Below are 20503 nucleotides of genomic sequence, written 5' to 3'. Positions count from 1 at the left end.
AAATAAATTACAGAAATTTCGGAGGAGATAATGAAAAAGAAACAATCAGTACTTAGCGTAATACCAAAGGCTTTGGTTTTTGGCCTTATAATTGGAATAGGATTTTATTTTTTGTTTGATAAGTTTGGTATAAAAACTTATAAGGCTCAATCAAAAATCCTTACAACCTCTAATGAAAAAATAAAAGATGATGATAAAACTGCTTACACTTATGCAGAAACTGTAAATTCAAATGCTATCAAAAAAAGGGTAATTGAAAATTTAAAACTTGATATGGATCCTGGCGAACTTGACAAAAAAATTCAAATACAAGCAATTGCCAACACCCATATTTTAAATATAAATGTAAAAGATTCTATAAAACTTAGGGCAGAAGATATAGCAGATGAATATGCAGAAATTACAGTTTCAGTAATTAATCAACTTTACAAAGCTGATGCAGTAGTAATTGACAAGGCTTATCCAAATGCAAGTTTAGCAAAAACGAGCGAAAAAGATTCACTAAAAGTTGGACTTGCAGCTTTTATAACATATTTTATTTTCGGTTCACTTGTAGTTTCAATTAGAAATTCAAAAAATAATGATGAGGGAGATTATATAGAAGAAAAAGAAATTAGAAAAGTCGTATTTACAAAAGATGATGATAAAGAAGAATACGATTATGAAAATGATTATGATAATGTAAAAGAATCTTATATAAATGAAGATGGAAATTTAGTACAAGAATACTACGACGACGAAGACAATGAATTATCCCAAGATATAAATTCTAATGAAGATTTATCAGCTGAGGAAGATGAAGATTTTAGATTATATCAAAACAAAGAAAACAACAAAGACTATACAATAATTGCAGATATGCCAAAATATGATGATGGTGATTTAGATGTTTAATAAAAATAAGGCGAATAAGATAGAAAAATCTTTTGAATCCTTAAAAAATAATTTTTTGAAAATTGCAGATAAAAATTCTTTGGTACAATTTGTATCATCAAATGAGAAGATAAACAAGTCATCTTTGATTTTAAATTTAGCTAGAGCATTGGCAAAAGATAATTACAAGGTAATTATTATAGAAGCTGATTTTAGAAATCCAATGATGGGAGATTTGTGTGATATTGAATTTGATAGGGGATTTTTTGATATTTTGGAAAAGGAAAAACCCTATGAAAATTTCATAGTAAAAGATCATTTCCAAAAAAATCTTGACCTAATCCTCGCACCAGACCAAAGAGAAATAAATCCAAGCATTTTAAACTATGATAGGATAGAAAATATTTTTGATTCTCTAAAAGAAAAATATAATTTTATATTTTTGGATACAGCAGATAACGAAAAATACGACGATGCAAATTTTTATCCAAGACTCGCAGATTCAGTAATAGTTTTTGCCAGAAAAAAAGATTTTAGAAGAAAAAAATTAAATGCATCAATAAGAAAACTTGAAAATGTAAATGCCCAAATTTCGGGAATAATAACAACAGATAATTAAGGAGGAAAAATGAAAAAGAAAATTTTATTAATATTAGCCTTAAGCTTAACACTTTCAGCATGTTCAAAAGAAGAATATGTATCCCAAAGACATCCAGAAGAAAGTGAACCATCAAATAAAGTTTCAACAGAAGTAACCTTCAAAAAGAAAAACGAAACAAACGAAAATTCTTCTTCAAATAATCTTGCAAGTCTAAAAAATCTTGATGAAAAAAATAAATCAAACGAAACAGAAGACAAAAAAGAAACAAAAGAAGAAAAGAAAGATAAGAAAAATAAAAAAGAAAAAGACAAAGAGCCAAAACAAGCTTATGGAATATTTACAGTAAAAGATATTTCAAATATAAGAAGACAAACAAACACAGATTCAGAAATTGTAGCAACAATCCAACCCGGAACACAAATAGAAAGATCAGAAATAGTAGGCGAATGGTCAAAAGTAAGCTATGGAGAATACCAAGGCTATATTTTGACAGAGCTTTTAGATGATGTAGAATAAAAATTAGCTTGGTTTTAACCAAGCTTTTTTTATTTATATATCTTGACACTTTTCAACTGTTAAGGTACACTATGAACAGTAGGAGGAATAAATGGATATTAAGATCAAATACTCGAGTAAAGATCCCATATATTTACAAATTAAAAATCAAATAAGAGATGCAATTTTAAATGATGAGATAGAAAAAGACAAAGCCCTTCCTTCTATTAGACTTTTGGCAAAAGAGCTTAGAGTCAGTGTAGCTACAACGAAAAGGGCTTATGATGAACTTGAAAAAGATGGACTTATTAATTCTGTTCCTGGGAAAGGAAATTTTGTAAAAGATCAAAATCCAGAATTGATCAGGGAAAAATTTTCTATAAAAATTGAAGACCATCTAAAAGAAATTATCAAATTATCTAAACTTGCAGGAATTTCAAAAAAAGAAATTATTTCTCTTATAGATATATTGGAGGAAGAAGATGAATGATATATTAAAAATAAAAAGCCTTAGCAAATCTTTGAATGATTTTTATCTTGGACCTTTGGATTTAAATATCAAAAGAGGATCTATTGTTGGATATATTGGAGAAAATGGAGCTGGAAAATCTACTACAATCAAATTGATTTTGGGCGATATGAAAAAAGATTCTGGTGAAATTTATATTTTTGGCAAAAAAATTGAAGATTTGACTGAGGATGAGAAGAAAAAAATTGCCTTTGTTTTTGAGGATTTTTTCTTTCCTCAAGAGTTAAATATTAAAGAAGTTGAAAAATTTCACTCCATGTATTATGGAAATTTTTGGGAAAAAGAAACTTTTGATAGGCTTTTAAAAAGATTTAATCTTCCAGAAAAAAAGAAAATTTCTACTTTTTCAAGGGGAATGAAGATGAAATTGTCTTTAATTTTGGCATTAAGCCATAAGGCAGAGCTTTTGATTTTGGATGAGGCAACAAGTGGGCTTGATCCTGTGGCAAGAGATGATATTTTGGATATACTTTTAGAATTTATCCAAGATGAAAACAAAAGCATTATGATTTCGTCCCATATTTTATCAGATTTGGAAAAAATTGCAGATGAAATTGCCTTTTTGCATAGGGGAAAGCTAATTTTTGTTGAAAATAAGGATAAATTAAAGGAAGATTATGGTCTAGTTTCTCTTTCAAAAGAAGAATTTGAAAGTCTTGATAAAAATTCCATAATTGCAGTTAGAGATCATAAATTCGGAAAAGAATGTTTGGTTAAAAAAGAATTAATTCCTCAAAATCTTGAAGTAGAAAATGTGAGTATAGAGGAAATTATGGTTTATATGATAAAGGAGAAATACAATGAAAGCCTTGATATATAAAGATTTGATTTCAATAAAAAACGCCTTGCTTTTACAATTTGTAATAATAATTGGCTTGGGCATTTATTTTTACAAAGAAAATCAATTGGTTTTAATTCCCTTATTTTTTATCCTAATTCCAATAATACTTTTGGGAATGGTCTTTGGAATTGACAACCAATATTCAACAGATAAATATTTGATTTCAAGTGGAATTTCAAGGAAAAAAATTGTATTTTCAAGATATACCATAATTTGGTTTATGTCAATTTTTGCAATGGCCTTGTCATTTGTTGTAGGATTTAATAAAAACCCACTTACAAAAGAAATTCCACTAATTTTAATATTATCATCCCTATTTTTCATAACAAGCATAGTTGGAGTTGTTGAACTTCCATTAATGTATAAATTTGGGGCAGAAAAAGCAAGACTTGTTTTTGTAATTTTATATTTTCTAGTATTTGCATTTTTCTCAACTGTTTCATCAAATAAAGAATGGCTTTTGGAATATGTAAATAAGGGCTTAACAATGGATAAAACACTTTTATCCCTAATAATTTTTGCCATAACAATAATAGTCCACTCAATTTCAGTTTTTATTTCCATAAAAATTTTTGAAAATAAAGAACTTTAATTTGCTTATAAAAATAAATATAAAATAAGAATCTTTTTTAGACGCTTGTAAAAAATTGTTGAATAAAGGATTCTTATTTTTTTATTTTTAAATATATTATCTATAAATTAAGCTTTAAATCGTTGAAATTTTATCGATAATTCATATAGTCATAATGTAAAAGGAATGTTTCCTAATTTTAAGGAGAAAAAATGGATTATATTTATAAATTTGACACGGATAACGGTTTTGAACAAACCGATATTTCTAGTTTTTATGATGTTATAGAAGATGATGATTTTTATTTGATGTATTTGGGCAAAGCGAGTTTTATAGATTTTGCAAAAACTTATAATTTGGATGATGCCATAATTGATTTGCTCTTGTCAGATACTGCCAAAAAATCTTATATGGCAGTGGAAGATAATTATACCTTTGCAATTTTAGAATTGCTTGATATAATGGGAAATCTTGAAACTTCAGATCTTATAGGATTTTATATAGAAAATAATAGGCTCATAATTGTTGATTTGTACGACAGAGACCAATCGACGACTGAAGCTTTTAGGAAGATGCTAACAAAGAAATTTTCGGCAAGATCTCCAGGAAGGCTTTTGAAATATTTCATTACAGCTTTAGTAAATAATCACACAAGAATTTTTGACCAAATTAAAAATTCAACAGCAGCTGTGGAAGACGCGATAATAAAAAATAAAAAAAACAGAGATAGCATAGGAATAATTTCTGACAATAGGCATAAGGCTCTAAATTTGTACGCATCATACGAAAGACTTCTAGATACCTTGGAAGTTTTAATGGAAAATGAAAATGAAATTTTCGATGATGACGATATAAAACATTTAAAATCAGTTTTGTTTAGAGTTGAAAGATATTCTTCAAATATTTCTTATTTGAGTGGATATATTACAAATGTAAAAGATTCTTACACGTCAAAAATGGACCTTTCTATGAATAACACAATGAAGGTTTTGACAGTAGTAACAACAATTTTCACACCAATTACAATAATAACCGGCTGGTACGGAATGAATTTTGAAAATATGCCAGAATTAAAATGGAATTTTGGTTATATGTATGTTATTGGAATTTCTTTGATTAGTGTAATTTTAGTGTATTTATTATTTAGGAGATTTGATAGGTGAAAATAAAATATAAAACCCATCTAAAGCGAATGAAAGAGTCGAAATCTCAATGGAATAGGTTAAATTTAAATATAAAGTAAAACAAAAGAGATCTCTCGACAAGCTCGAGATGGGTTTCTCTTTATTTTCCTTAATTTCTAAAGGATTAATTTTTTTATTCAACAAAAAAAGTCAGAAAAATAATGATGTGTACCCTCTTTACTGGATAACCCAGTAGGGAGGGTACACATCATTTTTCAACAGCCCTTTTTTATTTTATTAATTTCAGATGAGAATAGGAAAGATTTCTAAATAAGTTTTAATAATAAATTATTATAATTTTAAAGAAGAGAAAAATTCGTATTCTAGTTGTTGAGATTGTAGCAGTTGATTTTTATTATGTTTTGTTGAAGCAACAAAAGCTATAATTATATCATTAATTATAAATTCTCCTATATGAGATTCTAAACCATTATAAGAGTCATTTATATCATTATAAAGTTTACCTGAAAATATTGTAATATCTGAATTTTCAGATAAACTAGAATTTATTTCTGAAGTGATACAAGCTTGTTTTATATTTTTGTTATTAGCTATATCGCTAACTTTTAATATATTTTTTGATAAACCAGATTTTGAAATCGTAATTAAAAAATCATGTTCATTTAAGTTACTTGTATAATTTAATAATCTTTCATTAGTAGAAGTTGTAAAAGTTTTTATGCCTAGTCTATTTAGTCTAAATTCTAAATCTAGGGCAACGGGCAGAGTATTTCCTGTGGCTGCTATTAAGGTTATGTTGCTGTCTAATAGTTTACTTACTAATTTTTTTATATTATTTATATTATCTTCTTTGTTAATAGTGTTTATTAAACTTTTTTTTCTATTTAAAAAAAATTCTATTGGCTTATCCTGAAAATCGGCAATATCATTTTGATTTCCTTCACCAATATCTCTTAAAAGTAAAATTTTCATTTGATAAAAACCGTCAAAACCAGAATGTTGACACATTCTAACAACAGTTGCATCGCTTACTTTTGTTTCGTTTGCTATTTCTTTTACACTCATAAGAGTTACTTTGTTTGGATTGTTAATTATATAATCCGCAACTATTTTTTCTGCTTTAAAAAGATTTTTGTAATTATTTTTAAAAATATCAATAACTTTTTCATTTTTATCCAATTTAGTCATAATACACCTCTATGTAATTATATTACATTATATAAAAATAGCAAAATAAAAAAATATAGTTTCATATTGACATTTTTATAATTAGTGTTATTATATAAATATGAAATGGTATTACATAAAAAAATATAAAGTGCAATTTATGTAATAATATATTTTGTATTTGCTAAAACGAAAGGAGGAAATATGGAAATTGACAAAATATTAGATGACAATTTGATTTTAAATGACTTAAAGGCAGAATCTAAAATTCAAGTACTAGAAAAATTATCTGAAGTTTTGAAAGAAAACGAATATATTTCAGAAGTGGATGGTTTTGTAAAAGATGTTTTAGAAAGGGAAAAACTCGGAGTAACAGGCATTGGGAATTTTGTTGCAATACCTCATGGGCAAAGTGATTATGTAAATGAAACAACCATAGCGATTGGGAAATTAAATAAGGAAATTGAATGGGAAAGTTTAGATAATAATGGAGTAAGGATAGTTATATTATTTGTTGTAAAGAATGATAAGAACTTTGCAGATGAACATTTGAAATTACTATCAAAAGTAGCTTCTAATTTAGCAAATGAAGATATATTAAAAAAATTGTTAAGTGCGGATTCTAAAGAAGAAATAAAAAATTGTTTTAGGAGTTAGGGATGAAAATAGTTGGTGTTTGTGCGTGTGTTGCTGGTATAGCTCATACATATTTAGCAAAAGAAAAGTTAATTAATGCAGCTAGCAAAAGAGGACATGAAATAAAAGTTGAAACGCAAGGCGTTATTGGAATTGAAAATGAGCTTACCGAAAAAGAAATAAAAGAAGCGGATGTAGTAATTTTAGCAGTAGATGTTTCTGTATCAAAAAGAAATCGTTTTGATGGTAAAAAAATAATAGAAATTTCAACTAGCACAGTTGTTCAATCATCTGATAAATTGATTGAAAAAATAGAAAAATTAATGGAGAAATAAAATGAAACAATTAAATATTAGAAAACATGTCATGACAGCCATATCCTATCTAATACCTTTTGTATCTGCGGCAGGAATGCTTATGGTAATTGGAAATATTTTAGGTGGAAAAGTTGTTGAGATAGATGGTGGATTTATTAATTTAAATGATGCTTTGAGCACATTGGGAGCTAATGGTTTAGGTTTTATTCCTATAGTTATATCAACTGGAATTGCATATTCTATAGCGGACAAAGCTGGAATAGCACCAGGAATTATTTTGGGTGTTTTATGTAAGACAAATGGTTATGGATTTTTAGGTGGTATAGTAGTAGGATTTTTAGCTGGATATTTAACAAAAATAGTTTTAAGTAATTTAAAACTTCCAAAGTGGATGCAAGGACTTATGCCTCAATTAATTCAACCTTTAATAGTAAGTTTGATTATAGCTATTTTGATGCAATATATAATTGGAGTTCCTATAATTTGGTTGACAGAAAGTGTAAATTCACTTCTTAAGAATTTAAGCTCTAAACCAGAATATTCTATGATTTTTGGAGTTGTAGTTGGAGTTTTATCTGCGGTAGATTATGGTGGACCAATTAATAAGGTTGTATTTACATTTTCAGCAGCTGCTTTGTCCGAAGGTTTTGGTGGTCCTATATGTAATTTGATTCAAGCGAGTATGATTGCACCATTTGGATTAACAATTGGATATTTCTTATCAAAAATCATCGGCAAAAAAGATTTATTTTCACAACAAGAGGTTGATTCTTTAAAAACAGCATTCATTATGGGATGTTTTCAAATAACAGAAGGTTCATTCCCAATAATATTGAATAATTTATTAAGAATAACTATATGCACAGCTGTTGGTGCTGGTGTAAGTGGTGGACTAGTTGGACTATGGAATATTGAATCAAAAGTTCCATCAGGTGGATTAGTAGCGTTACCTGGAATTAACAAACCTTTCTTGTGGTTAGTTTCTTTGTTAGTAGGATCTTTAGTATTTGCTATTTTGTTACAATTTTTAAAAAATAAAAAAGTAACAAATTTTGAAAATAAAAAAGATAGTAATGATGAACTAGACAATTTAAGTTTTTCATAAAGTAAAGAGGTTATATGAAAAGATCAGAAATTAATAAAGCAATAAAAGATATGGAAAAATTTTTGGAGAAAATGAATGTATATCTTCCTGATTTTGCATATTGGTCAACTGAAGACTGGAAAGATAAAAATAATGAATATGACATAATCAGAGATAATAAACTTGGATGGGATATAACCGATGCGGGTTTAGATGATTTTGAAAATATTGGTTTTTCATTGTTTACTTGTAGAAATGGAAATATAAATAAATCTTCTTCAAAAAAATATGCAGAAAAATATATTATGATAAAGCAAAATCAAGAATTTCCATTTCATTTTCATTGGCAAAAAACAGAAGATATTATAAACAGAGGTGGAGGAACTTTGCTTATAACTGTTTATAATGATGACAATGGAAATTTTTCTAAAGATGATGTCTTGGTAGAATCTGATGGAAGAAAATATTATGTAAAAGCGGGAGAAAGTGTTGAATTAAATCCTGGGCAAAGCATTACTTTAAAGCCACATCAATATCACAAATTTTCTGTAAAAGAAAATACTGGAGATGTATTAGTGGGAGAAGTTTCTGAAGTTAATGATGATGATAATGACAATAGATTTTATGAACAAGTAGGAAGATTTCCTGAAATAATAGAGGATGAAAAACCTTACAAATTATTATGTAACGAATATCCTAAATACAATGGATAAGAGAATAAATAGAAAATGGAATTAATAATATAGGAGTTTAATATGTTAATTAATATGAAAGAAATGTTGAAAGTTGCTAATGAGAATAATTTTGCTGTACCAGCATTTAATATCTCATCATTACCTATGCTTAATGGAGTTTTCAAAAAATGTGAAGAATTAAAATCTCCAGTAATTATAGCTATACATCCCGATGAACTTTCATACGTGGAAGATAGTTTTGTAAAAACAATAATCGATAAAGCAAATAAATCTGAATTGCCAGTAGTTTTACATTTAGATCATGGGTCTTCTATAAAACAAGTTATTAATGCAATAAAAGATGGATTTACATCAGTTATGATTGATGCTAGTACATTTAAATTTGAAGAAAATATTGAAATAACAAAAAAAGTTGTAGAGCTTGCTCATAACGTAGATGTATCTGTAGAAGGAGAACTCGGAACAATTGGTGTAGATGCTGGAGATGAATATGGTGGTTCAAAAGATATTCAATACACAAAACCTGAAGATGCTAAAAAATTTATAGATCAAACAAATTGTGACTCTTTGGCAATAGCAATTGGAACAGCTCACGGAATATATCCTGAAAATTATGTTCCTAAATTAAAACTAGATTTATTAACACAAATAAAAGATCTAGTAAAAATTCCTCTAGTATTACATGGTGGCTCATCAAATCCTAATGCCGAAATTGCAGAAGCTGTAAAAAGAGGAATCAATAAAATTAATATTTCATCTGATATAAAAGTGGCATTTTTCAAAAAATGTAGAGAAGTTTTGAAAGACAATTCTTTAAGAGAACCTAACGCTATATATCCTGCTTGCATAGAAGCTATGTGTGAAGTTGTAGAAGAAAAAGTTAAATTGTTTGAATCAGATAATAAAGCTGAATTATTTTTTCAATAAAAATATTAAGAATTGATAGCAAGAATGTGCAAAGTTATACCTTTGCACATTTTTAAATAATATAAATAAAAATATAAAATTAAAATCATTAATGAAAGGAAATAAAATGAATTATATTTTAGGAATTGACCTAGGAACATCTTCATTAAAAGGAGTAGTTTTTGATCAGGATGGAAATTTCATTGGTGCAAAAAGTAGTTCTTATGATGTTTGCAATCCAAAAAAAGGATATTGTGAACAAAACCCTAAATTTTGGATTGATGCTTTCGAAAATGTTATTGAGAAATTAAATCGTGATTTTGATTTAAATGAAAATCTTATAGCATTAAGTTTTTCTGGGCAAATGCATAGTTTGGTTTTACTTGATGAACAAGGAAGAGTTTTAAGAGATGCTATATTATGGAATGATGTAAGAACTATTGATGAGTGTAAATATATAAGAAATAAGTTTTCTGATAAACTATTAGAAATTACAAATAATATCGCATTAGAAGGTTTTACACTTCCTAAAATTTTATGGGTAAAAAAATACGAAGCAGAAATATTTGAAAAAACACACCACATTTTATTACCTAAAGATTATTTGAGATACTATCTAACAGGAAAATATAACATGGATTATTCTGATGCAGCAGGAACTTTACTTTTAGATATTGAAAACCATAAATGGTCGGAAGAAATTATAAAAAAATTTGGAATAAATAGAAAATTACTACCACCCTTAGTAAATTCGACAGATTTTGTTGGATATGTTAAAAAAGATTTGATATTAAAATACGGATTTAAGAAAAATGTAAGAGTATTTGCAGGATGTGCTGATAATTGTGCTAGTGAAATAGGAAGTGGGGTTATAGGAAAAGACGATACCATGCTTTTAAGTATAGGTACATCTGGAGTAATCCTTAATCCGGAAAAGAAAATAAATAGATCTTACAATGGAAAATTACATTTTTTTAATTCGATTTATAAAGATACGTATTATTCTATGGGAGTTACCTTATCAGCAGGACAGAGTCTAAATTGGTTTAGAAAAAGTTTCTCAAAAAAAGAAAAATTTGAAGATTTGACTAAAGATATAGATAAAATCAAAGCAGGAGCCAATGGTCTAATTTTTGCTCCATATTTAAATGGCGAAAGAAGTCCGTATTTTGATGGAAATATTAGGGGAAGTTTTATAGGATTAGATATTTCTCATACAAAAAAACATTTAGTAAAATCAATTTTAGAAGGAATAACTTTCTCACTTAGAGATAATTTTGAAATTATGGAAAAATCAATAGATTCTCAAATAAAAAATATTATATCAGTTGGCGGAGGTTCAAAAAATAAAGATTGGCTACAAATCCAAGCTGATATATTCAATAAAAATATTATGACTATAAATATAGAAGAAGGTCCAGGACTTGGTGCAGCTATGATTGCAGCTTTAGGAATGAAATATTTTGATAATATAAAAGAGTGTTCAGATGCCTTTATAAAATATACACAAATTATAAAACCAAATAAAGAAAATACAAAAATATACGATAAGTTGTTTGAACAATACAAAAAAATATACCCAAATACAAAATCAATTTGTTACAATTTAATTGGTATATGTGAAGATCAAAATAAAAGTAATTGAAAAAAATTTAAATTATTAACTGAGAACGATTAAATATTTAAACTTTAGTAATAAACAAAATCAAACACCAACCCATCTCGAGCGAATGGAATGAGTTGAGAGATCTCAAGGTATAATTTTTTATTCCAAGACAAATAAAAAGACAGGAAAATTCCTGCCTTTTTTTTAGTCCAGTTGTTTTTATCCTTTTAAACCATCTGCTTGTCTTTGCATATTTTCTACTACTACGTCAAAAATATCTCCGATTGATTGGGCGTATTCTAATATTTCCCATGGTTTATTTGTGTGGAAGTGGATTTTTATTAAATCTTCATCTCCTACTGCAAGTAGGCTATCTCCTTCGAAATTTTCCGTTATATGATCGAAAATTTCGTCTTCGTCTAAATCTTCTCCTGCTATTAATAGCTGGGTGTCAAATTTGAATTCTATTTTTTCTGCCATTTTTTTCTCCTAACTATTTTTTAATAAATTTCTTTTTAATTCTTCTTCAAGACGACCAAGCTCGTTTTTGGCGTCTTCTCTGTTTTTCTTTCCTTCGATTTGGATTGTCCTTACTTCATCAATCGCCTCGATTAGTCTATCGTTTGTGTATTTTATTGTATCAAGGTCTATTATACCGCGTTCGGTTGCTCTTGCTGTGTCGATTGTATTTTGTTTTAATTTGTCAGCGTTTGATTTTAATAAATCATTGGTTAAATTTGTAACGGCTTCTTGGGCACGTATTGCTTGTTCTGTGTGGCTCATGCCAAGGGCTAAAACCATTTGATTTTTCCAAAGAGGAATTGTATTTACAATTGTTGTTTGGATTTTTTCTGCCATAATTGAGTTTGATGATTGTACCATCCTAATTTGTGGCGCCATTTGCATTGAAACCATTCTGGTTAAATCTAAATCGTGTAATTTTTTTTCAAACCTGTTGGCTTGTGCTTTTATGTCATTTGCTTTTTGGGCATCCATTGGAAGGTTTGAAATCCTTGCTGTATTTTCAAGAGCTGGTATGTCTTTTTCAAAAGTCCTTTTGAGTTTTCTATTTCCAGCCTCTATATACATAGAAAGTTCTTTGTAATAATCCTCGTTTAATTCGTACATTTGATCAAGCAGAGAAATATCTTTTAATAGGGTTATTTGATGGTTGTCCAAGGCTTTGGCGATTTCGTCTATATTTTTTTCGGTTGATTGGTATTTTAATTTCATATTTTCAAGCTTTGATTTTTGCTTTTTGAAAAATCCAAAAACTCCACCATCGTCTTCGTCCATTGACTTGATTTCTGAAACAACCTTATCCAAAAGTCCACCGATTTCTCCAAGCTCTTTGTTTTTTACTGTGTTTAAAGTTTTTTCTGAGAAATTTGAAATCTTTTTTTGAGCTCCGACTCCATATTGGAGAATTATATTTGAATCTTCTAGGTCAATTTTTTGGGAAAAATCATCAATTTGTTTTTCTTCTTCTGGAGAAAATTTATTGACTGGTCTATTTGGATTTTTTCTTTGTATTCAACTGGTTTTAATTCGATCTCTTCATTTTCTCCGTCTAATCTTAATTTAATATCACTCATCTTTGCTCCAATCTTTTTCTAAATATCCTTCTTGGTTTAACAAAATTTTCATTGTATCAATGTCTGTTTTTATATCCATTGTCCTATCTTCCATTAGCTCTAATTGGATTTTTTCAAAGGCTTCATTGATTATTTCTATGGAAGATTCTATTTCTGCAAGTGAATTTTTAATTTTTGAATCGTTTGATTCCATAATTTCGTATTCTGTGTAAGCATCAATTAATTTTACAGTTGTTGGCAAATAATATTCTATAAATTTGTCCAAAACATAAGCTTTTTCTGGATATCTTTTAATAATGTTTGTAATATTTTCAATTGTTTTTTTGATTTCTATTACTTTTTCAAGAAAAGATCTGTTTTTAATTCTTGAGATTGAAAGATTTATAGAAGTTATTTCCTTGCTTGAAATTTTTATTATTTCTTCAGCTTTATCCTTGCTTGTTTTTGTGCTTGTATCTTGGGCTATTTTTTTATTTTCTTCGTGTGATAAATTTGGCATTTGATTTTTTTGGTTTTTATATAATTTAAAAGTTGGAATATCTAACAAAAATAATGAATCATTTTCTACAATTCTTGCTTGTTTGAAATATCCCTTATTCATCATATACATTAGCTCTTTTATTGTATCTTTTTCAGATTTTTGAACTGATGATGCCAAATCTCTTATGGGAATTACTGTGTTGTGTCCAAGCTCTCTTAAAAATCTTGTGTAATCTTTTGAAATCATATCCAATTGTTGGGATTTTCTAAAAGTAAAAAATCCAAATATTGAAAACAAAGCTGTTAAAAATAGATTTTTAAAAAAATCATAGGAAAATCCGTCAAAAAATAAAATCATTAGCATAGAAATTGCAAGTAAAAAAGAAATTACCATTGCTGTTTTAAGTAAGCCAGCTTTGGTTTTTTCTGGAAGTTTTTGGGCACAAACTTGAGGATTTTTAGTTTGGATTGCGGGTTTTCTAACTTGATTTCCATTTATAAAATTCATTGTTTTATCAATAAATATATCAAGACTTGTCTTGACCTTTTCACTTATATCAGAAAAATCCATATCAGAAATAGCTTTGTTTAGACTATTTTCCAAAGATTTTTCGTTTTCTTTATCATAATTTGTCATATTCACTCCTTAGTAAAATTATACCAGAAAGATTCAATATATAAAAACTATCTTAATATTTATTTAATATATAAATAGTAAAAATTAAATAAATTAATAATAAAATCAGGATGTTTAAGAATCTAAATCTATTATTTTATCAAAATAATTTTTATTTTCCCTCAATTTTTCCCTATTTCCAAAAACTGTAAGATTATTTTTGTCCAAAATATTTTTGTAGTCATCTTTCAAAGTAATTATATCATCTAATTTAGCATTTTTTATATCAAGAAGTTTTTCTTCAAGCTCCTCATAAGAAAATCCTTGTAAATATCTTATAAAATCCAAGGAAGTCTTGGCTTGAAGAGATTGAGGTTTTAAATATGAACCCATTTTTGAAATTTTTTGGTTTTTCAAATCATTTGGATCAAGTTTTAAATTTTCCAAAATCTCAGGGATTTTTTTATAATTTTCTACAGTTTCTTTTATGTGAGGGTCTCTGTAAGAATATGTTCCAATATTTCCGTACTTATCAACCATTAGACCTGCCCCATAAGCTCCTCCTTTTGCACGAATTAAATCGTGAAGGTAAGGGTTAGAAATAATTGATGATGAAAGAGCCAAAAGATTTAATTTCTTGTCAGAAAATTCTTTTAAATCTCCACCCACAGACACATAATTTACATTTGCATCAGACAAAATCCCTTCTTTATAATAGGACTTATGAAAATCTATTTGAGCTTTTTCTTTTTTTATCTTTTCAAGGTCTGAAAATTCTTTCTTTACATAAGCCTTAACTTTTTTATAATCTTCATTTGATCCTGTAATATTTATTAAAAGATTTTTTGAAAAAATTTGTCCATACAAATCTTCTAATTTTTCCTTAAACTTATTGAAATCTTCTTCTACATCTTTGGAAATTTTCTTTATAAATTCATAGTATCCAAAGCCATTTAGCTCATCTTTGATGTATGAAAGTTTATCAAAATGTGAAAAAGAACGGGTAAGGGCAAGGCTGTGACCAGAATCATACATATTCATTTCAAATAAAGCTTTAATTTGTTTTAAAATATCATTAATTCTTTTTTCATTATCAAAAACAGATTCATTCATTATTTCTTTTACAATATTCAAAGAATTTTCATACCTATCTATAGTAGTCTTAAAAGAAATTTTTATAAAATTATTAATTTCTCCGTCCTTATTTTTTATATTTTGAATAGTAAAATTAAGTCCTGCCATATTTATTGGAATTAAATCATCCAAATTTTGGTAAGAATGTTTTTTTGTATCAATTGAGCCCAAAAAGTCTGAAATCAGACAAAGGTATTTGAGATTTTCAAGGTTAAGGTGGTTTATATCAAAGAAAAATTCATTATAAAGCATCCCTGCGCTGTCAAGGTCGTGGTAGATAAATTTGAAATCATCATCTTCTATTTTTCTTGGAATTTTTTCGATTTCAAGGTCAACATCTTTAATTTCAAGGGCTGGGATGGTTGCCTTATCTTCTTTGGAATCCTCTTTTTCTTGGAAGGCTTTTAATTTTTCTTCCTTTTCCTTTAATTTATCAATCTGATCTTTTGATAAGGAATTTTTCAAATTTTCCAAATCTTGGTCGATTTTTTCTTCAATATTTTTAAAATAATCCTTATTTGGTTTTGCCACAAGAACTAGTTTAGTCTTGTTATTTATAAAATATTTCCTAACTTGCTTTTCAAAATAATCAGTTTCAATCAAAGCTCCCAATTCGTTTATATAGTCAATCAAATTTAGGCTATCAAAAATTTCATTGTCCAAATTGTGCATGAGTATATATTCAATTCCCTTTGAGGCTGAATTCATTTGTTCTCTTTGGGAAAAATCAAAAAGGGCGTGGGCAGCTTTTAGGGAATCTTTTGGAATATGGTGAGCATATTTTTCAAGCTCTTCTTCAATAATTTCTACAAACTTATTTAAGTTTTCATCTGATGTGCCTTGGGCTGTAATTTGAATTGAAGATCTTTGACCATAGCCAGTCCTTGCATAAAAACTTTCAGGCCCAATTTCCTTGTAAATTCTTTGAGAAATTTCAGAAGAATCTGAGTTGAAAAGAGCGATTGATAAAATTGCGTTTGCAAGTTGGTCTTTTATATTAGCTCTTTCATTTGTTAAAAATGAATATGTCAGATAAGATTTGTTTTTATCTTCATTGTTTGATTGGAAAGAGGTAAAAATTGGTTTTTTGTAATAATTTTCAACTACCTTGCAATCTGCAATAATTTCTTTTTTCTCATAATTGGACAAATATTCCTCATCAAGATTTTTTAAATATTTTTCAATATCCATATCTCCATAATAAAAAATTTCAGCGTTTGATGGGTGGTAAAATCTTTTGTAAAAGTCTAAAAATTCGTCATAAGTTAATTTAGAAATATCATAAGGATTTCCGCCAGAAACATATTGGTAGCAGGAGTTTTTGTAAAGATATTTATTTATTTCATTTACAATAATAGTATCTGGATTTGTAGTTGCCCCTTTCATTTCATTGTAAACAACGCCCGATACAGAAAATTTTCCATTTTCATCAATTTTTATAGATTTTCCCTCTTGTAAGAAAATTTCTTCCTTATCTAAAACTTTTGGATTAAAAACTGCATCCAAATAAACATCTTGAAGATTGAAAAAGTCCTTATCATTTTCGCTTGCAACAGGATAAACAGTTTTATCAGGATAGGTCATTGCATTTAAAAAAGTTTGAAGACTTGATGCAATCATATCCATAAAAGGCTCTTTGGTCCTATATTTTTTTGAACCATTTAAAACAGAATGTTCCAAAATATGGGAAATTCCCTTGGAAGATTCTGGGGGAGTTTTAAAAGCAATTGCAAAAGTTTTGTTTTTGTCATCGGTTTTTATATAATTAATTCTTGCTCCAGATTTTTTGTGTTCATACAAAAAAACATCCAGACCAAGTTTTTTATATTTTTTATTTTTTATTAAAATATATTTTTCCATTAATAAATCCTTTCTTTATATTTATTACTACAACTATACTCTTAAATAAATTTCATCTCATTAATAGGAAAAAATTAATTTTTAAAAAAATATTTAAAAAATTTCTTGATATAGTGTAAAATAAAAATAGGTTTATTTAATAAATCAATTTAATTTAAGGAGGGAAGTAAATGATAGGTATTATACTGGCAAGTCACGGCGAATTTGCTCAAGGTATAAGACAATCTGGGGAAATGATTTTTGGAGAACAAGAAAAATTAGAAACAGCAGTTCTCTTACCTTCAATGGGTCCTGATGATTTAAGAAAAGATCTTGAAGAAAAAATCAAAAAACTTGATTGTGAACAAATACTTTTCTTAGTTGACCTTTGGGGTGGAACACCTTTTAATCAAGTTTCAGCTCTTATGGATGGAAATGAAGAAAAGTGGGCAGTTCTTACCGGACTTAATTTACCCATGCTAATTGAGGCACTTGGCTCAAGACTTATGGAAGAAAAATCACATGATCTTGCGAAATTATTATTAGAGCCTGCCAAAGAAGGAGTAAAAACTAAACCAGAATCCTTGATGGACGATTACAATAAATCTAATGCAAAAGATAAGTCACAAGAAAATCTTCCAAAACATACTGGAGCGATTCCAGAAGGAACAGTAATTGGAGATGGAAAAATTGACGTTGTTCTTGCAAGGATTGATACAAGATTACTTCATGGACAAGTTGCTACAAGTTGGACAAAATCTACAAATCCAACAAGAATTATTGTCGTAAGTGACAATGTAAGTGAAGATGCTTTGCGTAAGTCAATGATAATGGAGGCTGCTCCTCCAGGAGTTAAGGCTCACGTTGTGCCAATTTGGAAAATGGCAGAAATTTTTGAAGATCCACGTTTTGGAGATACAAGAGCAATGCTATTATTTGAAACACCACAAGATGCTTTAGCTCTTATCGAAAAAGGCGCAGATTTAAAAGAAATAAATCTTGGCTCTATGGCTCACTCACAAGGAAAGGCTTATGTAACTTCTACTGTTTCTATGGGAAAAGAAGATGTTGAAACTTTTGAAAAACTACTTGATAAAGGAATAAAAATCGATGTAAGAAAAGTTCCAGCAAATCAGCCTGAAAACTTTACAAATATTATGAAAAAAGCAAAATCAGAACTTGGTTTGGCTTAAGGAGGAATTATGTCAGCAATTAGTATTATTTTAATTGTTATAGTTGCTCTACTTGCGGGTATGGAAGGAATCTTAGACCAATTCCAATTCCATCAACCAATCGTTGCTTGTACTTTGATTGGACTTGTAAGTGGACATTTAAAAGAAGGAATTATGCTTGGTGGTGCTCTTCAAATGATTGCTCTTGGTTGGGCAAATGTTGGAGCAGCAGTAGCTCCAGATGCGGCTTTGGCATCAGTTGCAAGTGCTATTATCATGGTTTTAGCTCTACAAGATGGCTCAGGAAATGTAAATAATGCAATAAATACATCAATAGCTGTTGCTATACCACTTTCAGTAGCAGGTCTATTTTTAACAATGATAGCAAGAACTTTATCAATTCCAATAGTTCACGGAATGGATGCAGCAGCAGAAGAAGGAAATTTCAGAAAAATTGAAGTTCTTCATATACTTGCAGTTTTGATGCAAGGACTTAGAATTGCTGTTCCTGCAGCAGCACTTTGTTTTGTTTCACCAAAAGTTGTAACAGGCGTTTTAAATTCTATGCCAGGTTGGTTAACTCATGGTATGGAAGTAGGTGGAGGAATGGTTGCAGCAGTAGGTTATGCGATGGTAATTAATATGATGAGTACAAAAGAAACTTGGCCATTTTTTGCAATTGGTTTTGCAGTTGCAGCAATCCCACAACTAACTCTAATCGGACTTGGTGTAGTAGGATTTTCACTTGCACTTATCTATTTAAAACTTAAAGAATCATCTTCATCAAATGGATCAGCTAATACTGGAGATCCACTTGGCGATATTATAAATGATTATTAGGAGGAAATATGACTGAAGTAAATGAAAAAAGAATAGAATTATCAAGATCTGATAGGATAAAAGTATTTAATCGTCATCAACTCCTACAAGGTTCTTGGAATTACGAACGTATGCAAAACGGTGGTTGGTGTTATTCAATAATTCCTGCTATCAAAAAATTATATAAAACAGATGAAGAAAGAAAATCTGCTTTAAAAAGACACTTAGAGTTTTATAATACTCACCCATATCTTTCAAGCCCAGTAATGGGAGTTACTCTTGCTATGGAAGAAGAAAAAGCAAATGGAGCTCCTATTGAAGATAAAACAATAAACTCTGTTAAGGTAGGAATGATGGGACCTTTGGCAGGTGTTGGTGATCCAGTTTTCTGGTTTACAGCAAGACCAATACTTGGAGCTCTTGGTGCATCAATGGCTTTAACAGGAAATATAATTGGACCAATAATATTTTTTGTATTTTGGAATATTATAAGAATGGCATTTGAGTGGAAAACTCAAGAATTTGGTTACAAAGTAGGAAATGAAATTACAAAAGATTTATCAGGTGGACTTTTAGGAAAAGTAAACTTGGTTGCATCAATTGTTGGTATGTTTATAGTTGGTGCTTTGGTACAAAGATGGGTAAATGTAACATTTACTGTAAACGTATCAGAAGTAACTCAACAAGCAGGATCATTTATTGATTGGAATTCTTTATCAAGTGGTAGCAAGGGACTTCAAGAAGCCTTTAAACTTTATGATCAATTAGGATCAGCAGGCCTTGATCAAGTAAAAGTTACAACCTTACAAGATAACTTAAACCAATTAATACCAGGACTTGTTCCAATGTTATTAACACTTGGAATTTGTAAATTATTAAAGAAAAATGTATCTCCAATTGTTATAATAGTTGCTTTATTTATAATAGGAATAATAGCATCTGTACTTGGAATCATGTAATGGTTCAAAGTCAAAATAAAAATGTAGACTTATCCATTAAGGGAAGATGCCTTAATGGATTTACCTCTGATGGCAATATAATGGTAGGAGATAAGGCCTTTGAATTTTATAATGAAAAAAATGTAGAAGATTATATACAAATTCCTTACAAGGAAATTTCTTTTGTGAGTGCGTCAGTTTTATTTGGCAAAAAAATAAATAGATTTGCGATTCATACAAAAGAAAGTGGAAATTTTGTTTTTACAACAAAGGATAATAAAAAAACTTTGAGAGCTTTAAATAATTATATTGATTCAAATAAATTGAGAAGGTCTTTATCATTTTTTGAGGTAATAAAAAGAGGTATTAAAAATTTAATTAAAAAATAGACTTGGATTTTTTCTAAGTCAGATCGTAAACAAACCCTCAAGCACGAATATCTGA

The 20503-nt window shown here is 28.5% G+C and carries 21 protein-coding genes and 1 pseudogene; 17 read left to right on the top strand and 5 right to left on the bottom strand.

From position 1 onward, the window contains the following. Nucleotides 1–30: 30 nt before the first annotated feature. From HMPREF2852_RS04470 to HMPREF2852_RS04440, 7 genes are all read left to right on the top strand, one after another. The gene (locus tag HMPREF2852_RS04470) at nt 31–894 is read left to right on the top strand and encodes a YveK family protein (protein WP_070606176.1); all 864 of its coding nucleotides are present in this window, start codon (nt 31–33) and stop codon (nt 892–894) included. After that, on the top strand, nt 887–1492 hold the full coding sequence (locus HMPREF2852_RS04465) for a CpsD/CapB family tyrosine-protein kinase (protein WP_070606174.1): 606 nt from the start codon (nt 887–889) through the stop codon (nt 1490–1492). The genes HMPREF2852_RS04470 and HMPREF2852_RS04465 overlap by 8 nt, the downstream gene beginning before the upstream one ends. Before the next feature lie 9 nt (nt 1493–1501). Further along, nucleotides 1502–1990, top strand: coding sequence for an SH3 domain-containing protein (locus HMPREF2852_RS04460; protein WP_070606172.1), 489 nt, complete (start codon nt 1502–1504; stop codon nt 1988–1990). Between the two features lie 91 nt (nt 1991–2081). Next, nucleotides 2082–2459, top strand: a complete 378-nt coding sequence (locus HMPREF2852_RS04455; protein WP_070606170.1) for a GntR family transcriptional regulator — start codon at nt 2082–2084, stop codon at nt 2457–2459. Beyond that, nucleotides 2452–3318, top strand: a complete 867-nt coding sequence (locus tag HMPREF2852_RS04450) for an ABC transporter ATP-binding protein (RefSeq protein WP_070606169.1) — start codon at nt 2452–2454, stop codon at nt 3316–3318. Before HMPREF2852_RS04455 ends, HMPREF2852_RS04450 begins: the two co-directional genes overlap by 8 nt. Further along, nucleotides 3299–3931: an ABC-2 transporter permease gene (locus HMPREF2852_RS04445; RefSeq protein ID WP_070606167.1), complete on the top strand. Its 633-nt coding sequence runs from the start codon at nt 3299–3301 to the stop codon at nt 3929–3931. Before HMPREF2852_RS04450 ends, HMPREF2852_RS04445 begins: the two co-directional genes overlap by 20 nt. Nucleotides 3932–4122: 191 nt before the next feature. After that, entirely contained in the window at nt 4123–5073 is a 951-nt protein-coding gene (locus HMPREF2852_RS04440) for a CorA family divalent cation transporter (protein ID WP_070606165.1), read from the top strand. Nucleotides 5074–5385: 312 nt separating this feature from the next. Here the strand turns inward: HMPREF2852_RS04440 and HMPREF2852_RS04435 are convergent, their stop codons facing one another. Further along, complete coding sequence (locus tag HMPREF2852_RS04435; RefSeq protein WP_070606163.1) at nt 5386–6243, bottom strand: MurR/RpiR family transcriptional regulator; 858 nt, start codon at nt 6241–6243, stop codon at nt 5386–5388. A gap of 183 nt (nt 6244–6426) precedes the next feature. On the opposite strand from HMPREF2852_RS04435, the gene HMPREF2852_RS04430 reads away from it, so the two are divergent. From HMPREF2852_RS04430 to xylB, 6 genes are all read left to right on the top strand, one after another. After that, a complete protein-coding gene (locus HMPREF2852_RS04430; protein WP_070606161.1) occupies nt 6427–6879 on the top strand; it encodes a PTS sugar transporter subunit IIA in 453 nt (150 codons plus the stop codon). A 2-nt stretch (nt 6880–6881) separates the two neighbouring features. After that, the gene (locus tag HMPREF2852_RS04425) at nt 6882–7193 is read left to right on the top strand and encodes a PTS fructose transporter subunit IIB (RefSeq protein ID WP_070606159.1); all 312 of its coding nucleotides are present in this window, start codon (nt 6882–6884) and stop codon (nt 7191–7193) included. A 1-nt stretch (nt 7194) separates the two neighbouring features. Further along, nucleotides 7195–8280: a PTS fructose transporter subunit IIC gene (locus tag HMPREF2852_RS04420; RefSeq protein WP_070606157.1), complete on the top strand. Its 1086-nt coding sequence runs from the start codon at nt 7195–7197 to the stop codon at nt 8278–8280. Nucleotides 8281–8294: 14 nt separating this feature from the next. Further along, nucleotides 8295–8972 carry a D-lyxose/D-mannose family sugar isomerase gene (locus HMPREF2852_RS04415; RefSeq protein ID WP_070606155.1) on the top strand — a complete coding sequence of 226 codons (678 nt, stop codon included), beginning with the start codon at nt 8295–8297 and terminating at the stop codon, nt 8970–8972. Nucleotides 8973–9014: 42 nt separating this feature from the next. Beyond that, a complete protein-coding gene (locus tag HMPREF2852_RS04410; RefSeq protein WP_070606153.1) occupies nt 9015–9881 on the top strand; it encodes a ketose-bisphosphate aldolase in 867 nt (288 codons plus the stop codon). A 106-nt stretch (nt 9882–9987) separates the two neighbouring features. Continuing rightward, a complete protein-coding gene (gene xylB, locus HMPREF2852_RS04405) occupies nt 9988–11505 on the top strand; it encodes a xylulokinase (protein ID WP_070606151.1) in 1518 nt (505 codons plus the stop codon). A 180-nt stretch (nt 11506–11685) separates the two neighbouring features. On the opposite strand, the gene HMPREF2852_RS04400 is transcribed toward xylB, so the two are convergent. From HMPREF2852_RS04400 to HMPREF2852_RS04385, 4 genes and pseudogenes are all read right to left on the bottom strand, one after another. Continuing rightward, on the bottom strand, nt 11686–11946 hold the full coding sequence (locus HMPREF2852_RS04400) for a hypothetical protein (RefSeq protein ID WP_004812605.1): 261 nt from the start codon (nt 11944–11946) through the stop codon (nt 11686–11688). 9 nt (nt 11947–11955) lie between these two features. Then, nucleotides 11956–13061: pseudogene (locus tag HMPREF2852_RS04395) on the bottom strand (toxic anion resistance protein). Then, a complete protein-coding gene (locus HMPREF2852_RS04390; RefSeq protein ID WP_070606150.1) occupies nt 13054–14178 on the bottom strand; it encodes a 5-bromo-4-chloroindolyl phosphate hydrolysis family protein in 1125 nt (374 codons plus the stop codon). Before HMPREF2852_RS04390 ends, HMPREF2852_RS04395 begins: the two are co-directional and overlap by 8 nt. A gap of 114 nt (nt 14179–14292) precedes the next feature. Further along, nucleotides 14293–17151, bottom strand: a complete 2859-nt coding sequence (locus tag HMPREF2852_RS04385) for an insulinase family protein (protein WP_070606148.1) — start codon at nt 17149–17151, stop codon at nt 14293–14295. Between the two features lie 170 nt (nt 17152–17321). On the opposite strand from HMPREF2852_RS04385, the gene HMPREF2852_RS04380 reads away from it, so the two are divergent. The 4 genes from HMPREF2852_RS04380 to HMPREF2852_RS04365 are packed head-to-tail and all read left to right on the top strand — an operon-like array spanning nt 17322 to nt 20448. After that, nucleotides 17322–18323 carry a PTS sugar transporter subunit IIB gene (locus HMPREF2852_RS04380; protein ID WP_070606146.1) on the top strand — a complete coding sequence of 334 codons (1002 nt, stop codon included), beginning with the start codon at nt 17322–17324 and terminating at the stop codon, nt 18321–18323. A 9-nt stretch (nt 18324–18332) separates the two neighbouring features. Beyond that, nucleotides 18333–19142, top strand: a complete 810-nt coding sequence (locus HMPREF2852_RS04375) for a PTS mannose/fructose/sorbose transporter subunit IIC (protein ID WP_070606144.1) — start codon at nt 18333–18335, stop codon at nt 19140–19142. Nucleotides 19143–19150: 8 nt separating this feature from the next. Further along, nucleotides 19151–20080, top strand: coding sequence for a PTS system mannose/fructose/sorbose family transporter subunit IID (locus HMPREF2852_RS04370; RefSeq protein WP_070606143.1), 930 nt, complete (start codon nt 19151–19153; stop codon nt 20078–20080). After that, nucleotides 20080–20448 carry a DUF956 family protein gene (locus HMPREF2852_RS04365; RefSeq protein ID WP_070606140.1) on the top strand — a complete coding sequence of 123 codons (369 nt, stop codon included), beginning with the start codon at nt 20080–20082 and terminating at the stop codon, nt 20446–20448. The genes HMPREF2852_RS04370 and HMPREF2852_RS04365 overlap by 1 nt, the downstream gene beginning before the upstream one ends. The last annotated feature ends 55 nt before the right edge of the window (nt 20449–20503 follow it).

The organism is Anaerococcus sp. HMSC065G05 (assembly GCF_001812365.1).
Taxonomy (GTDB): Bacteria; Bacillota; Clostridia; order Tissierellales; family Peptoniphilaceae; genus Anaerococcus; species Anaerococcus vaginalis.
This window is presented reverse-complemented; position numbering and strand designations above follow the sequence as displayed.

What these genes read in the sequence shown, in the direction of transcription:
- HMPREF2852_RS04465 (WP_070606174.1), top strand. Translation starts at nt 887, where the DNA reads ATGTTTAATAAAAATAAGGCGAATAAGATAGAAAAATCTTTTGAATCC.
- HMPREF2852_RS04435 (WP_070606163.1), bottom strand. Translation starts at nt 6,243, where the DNA reads ATGACTAAATTGGATAAAAATGAAAAAGTTATTGATATTTTTAAAAAT.
- HMPREF2852_RS04425 (WP_070606159.1), top strand. Translation starts at nt 6,882, where the DNA reads ATGAAAATAGTTGGTGTTTGTGCGTGTGTTGCTGGTATAGCTCATACA.
- HMPREF2852_RS04445 (WP_070606167.1), top strand. Translation starts at nt 3,299, where the DNA reads ATGAAAGCCTTGATATATAAAGATTTGATTTCAATAAAAAACGCCTTG.
- HMPREF2852_RS04420 (WP_070606157.1), top strand. Translation starts at nt 7,195, where the DNA reads ATGAAACAATTAAATATTAGAAAACATGTCATGACAGCCATATCCTAT.
- HMPREF2852_RS04400 (WP_004812605.1), bottom strand. Translation starts at nt 11,946, where the DNA reads ATGGCAGAAAAAATAGAATTCAAATTTGACACCCAGCTATTAATAGCA.
- HMPREF2852_RS04410 (WP_070606153.1), top strand. Translation starts at nt 9,015, where the DNA reads ATGTTAATTAATATGAAAGAAATGTTGAAAGTTGCTAATGAGAATAAT.
- HMPREF2852_RS04385 (WP_070606148.1), bottom strand. Translation starts at nt 17,151, where the DNA reads ATGGAAAAATATATTTTAATAAAAAATAAAAAATATAAAAAACTTGGT.
- HMPREF2852_RS04415 (WP_070606155.1), top strand. Translation starts at nt 8,295, where the DNA reads ATGAAAAGATCAGAAATTAATAAAGCAATAAAAGATATGGAAAAATTT.
- HMPREF2852_RS04460 (WP_070606172.1), top strand. Translation starts at nt 1,502, where the DNA reads ATGAAAAAGAAAATTTTATTAATATTAGCCTTAAGCTTAACACTTTCA.
- HMPREF2852_RS04375 (WP_070606144.1), top strand. Translation starts at nt 18,333, where the DNA reads ATGTCAGCAATTAGTATTATTTTAATTGTTATAGTTGCTCTACTTGCG.
- xylB (WP_070606151.1), top strand. Translation starts at nt 9,988, where the DNA reads ATGAATTATATTTTAGGAATTGACCTAGGAACATCTTCATTAAAAGGA.
- HMPREF2852_RS04440 (WP_070606165.1), top strand. Translation starts at nt 4,123, where the DNA reads ATGGATTATATTTATAAATTTGACACGGATAACGGTTTTGAACAAACC.
- HMPREF2852_RS04365 (WP_070606140.1), top strand. Translation starts at nt 20,080, where the DNA reads ATGGTTCAAAGTCAAAATAAAAATGTAGACTTATCCATTAAGGGAAGA.
- HMPREF2852_RS04470 (WP_070606176.1), top strand. Translation starts at nt 31, where the DNA reads ATGAAAAAGAAACAATCAGTACTTAGCGTAATACCAAAGGCTTTGGTT.
- HMPREF2852_RS04430 (WP_070606161.1), top strand. Translation starts at nt 6,427, where the DNA reads ATGGAAATTGACAAAATATTAGATGACAATTTGATTTTAAATGACTTA.
- HMPREF2852_RS04450 (WP_070606169.1), top strand. Translation starts at nt 2,452, where the DNA reads ATGAATGATATATTAAAAATAAAAAGCCTTAGCAAATCTTTGAATGAT.
- HMPREF2852_RS04380 (WP_070606146.1), top strand. Translation starts at nt 17,322, where the DNA reads ATGATAGGTATTATACTGGCAAGTCACGGCGAATTTGCTCAAGGTATA.
- HMPREF2852_RS04370 (WP_070606143.1), top strand. Translation starts at nt 19,151, where the DNA reads ATGACTGAAGTAAATGAAAAAAGAATAGAATTATCAAGATCTGATAGG.
- HMPREF2852_RS04390 (WP_070606150.1), bottom strand. Translation starts at nt 14,178, where the DNA reads ATGACAAATTATGATAAAGAAAACGAAAAATCTTTGGAAAATAGTCTA.
- HMPREF2852_RS04455 (WP_070606170.1), top strand. Translation starts at nt 2,082, where the DNA reads ATGGATATTAAGATCAAATACTCGAGTAAAGATCCCATATATTTACAA.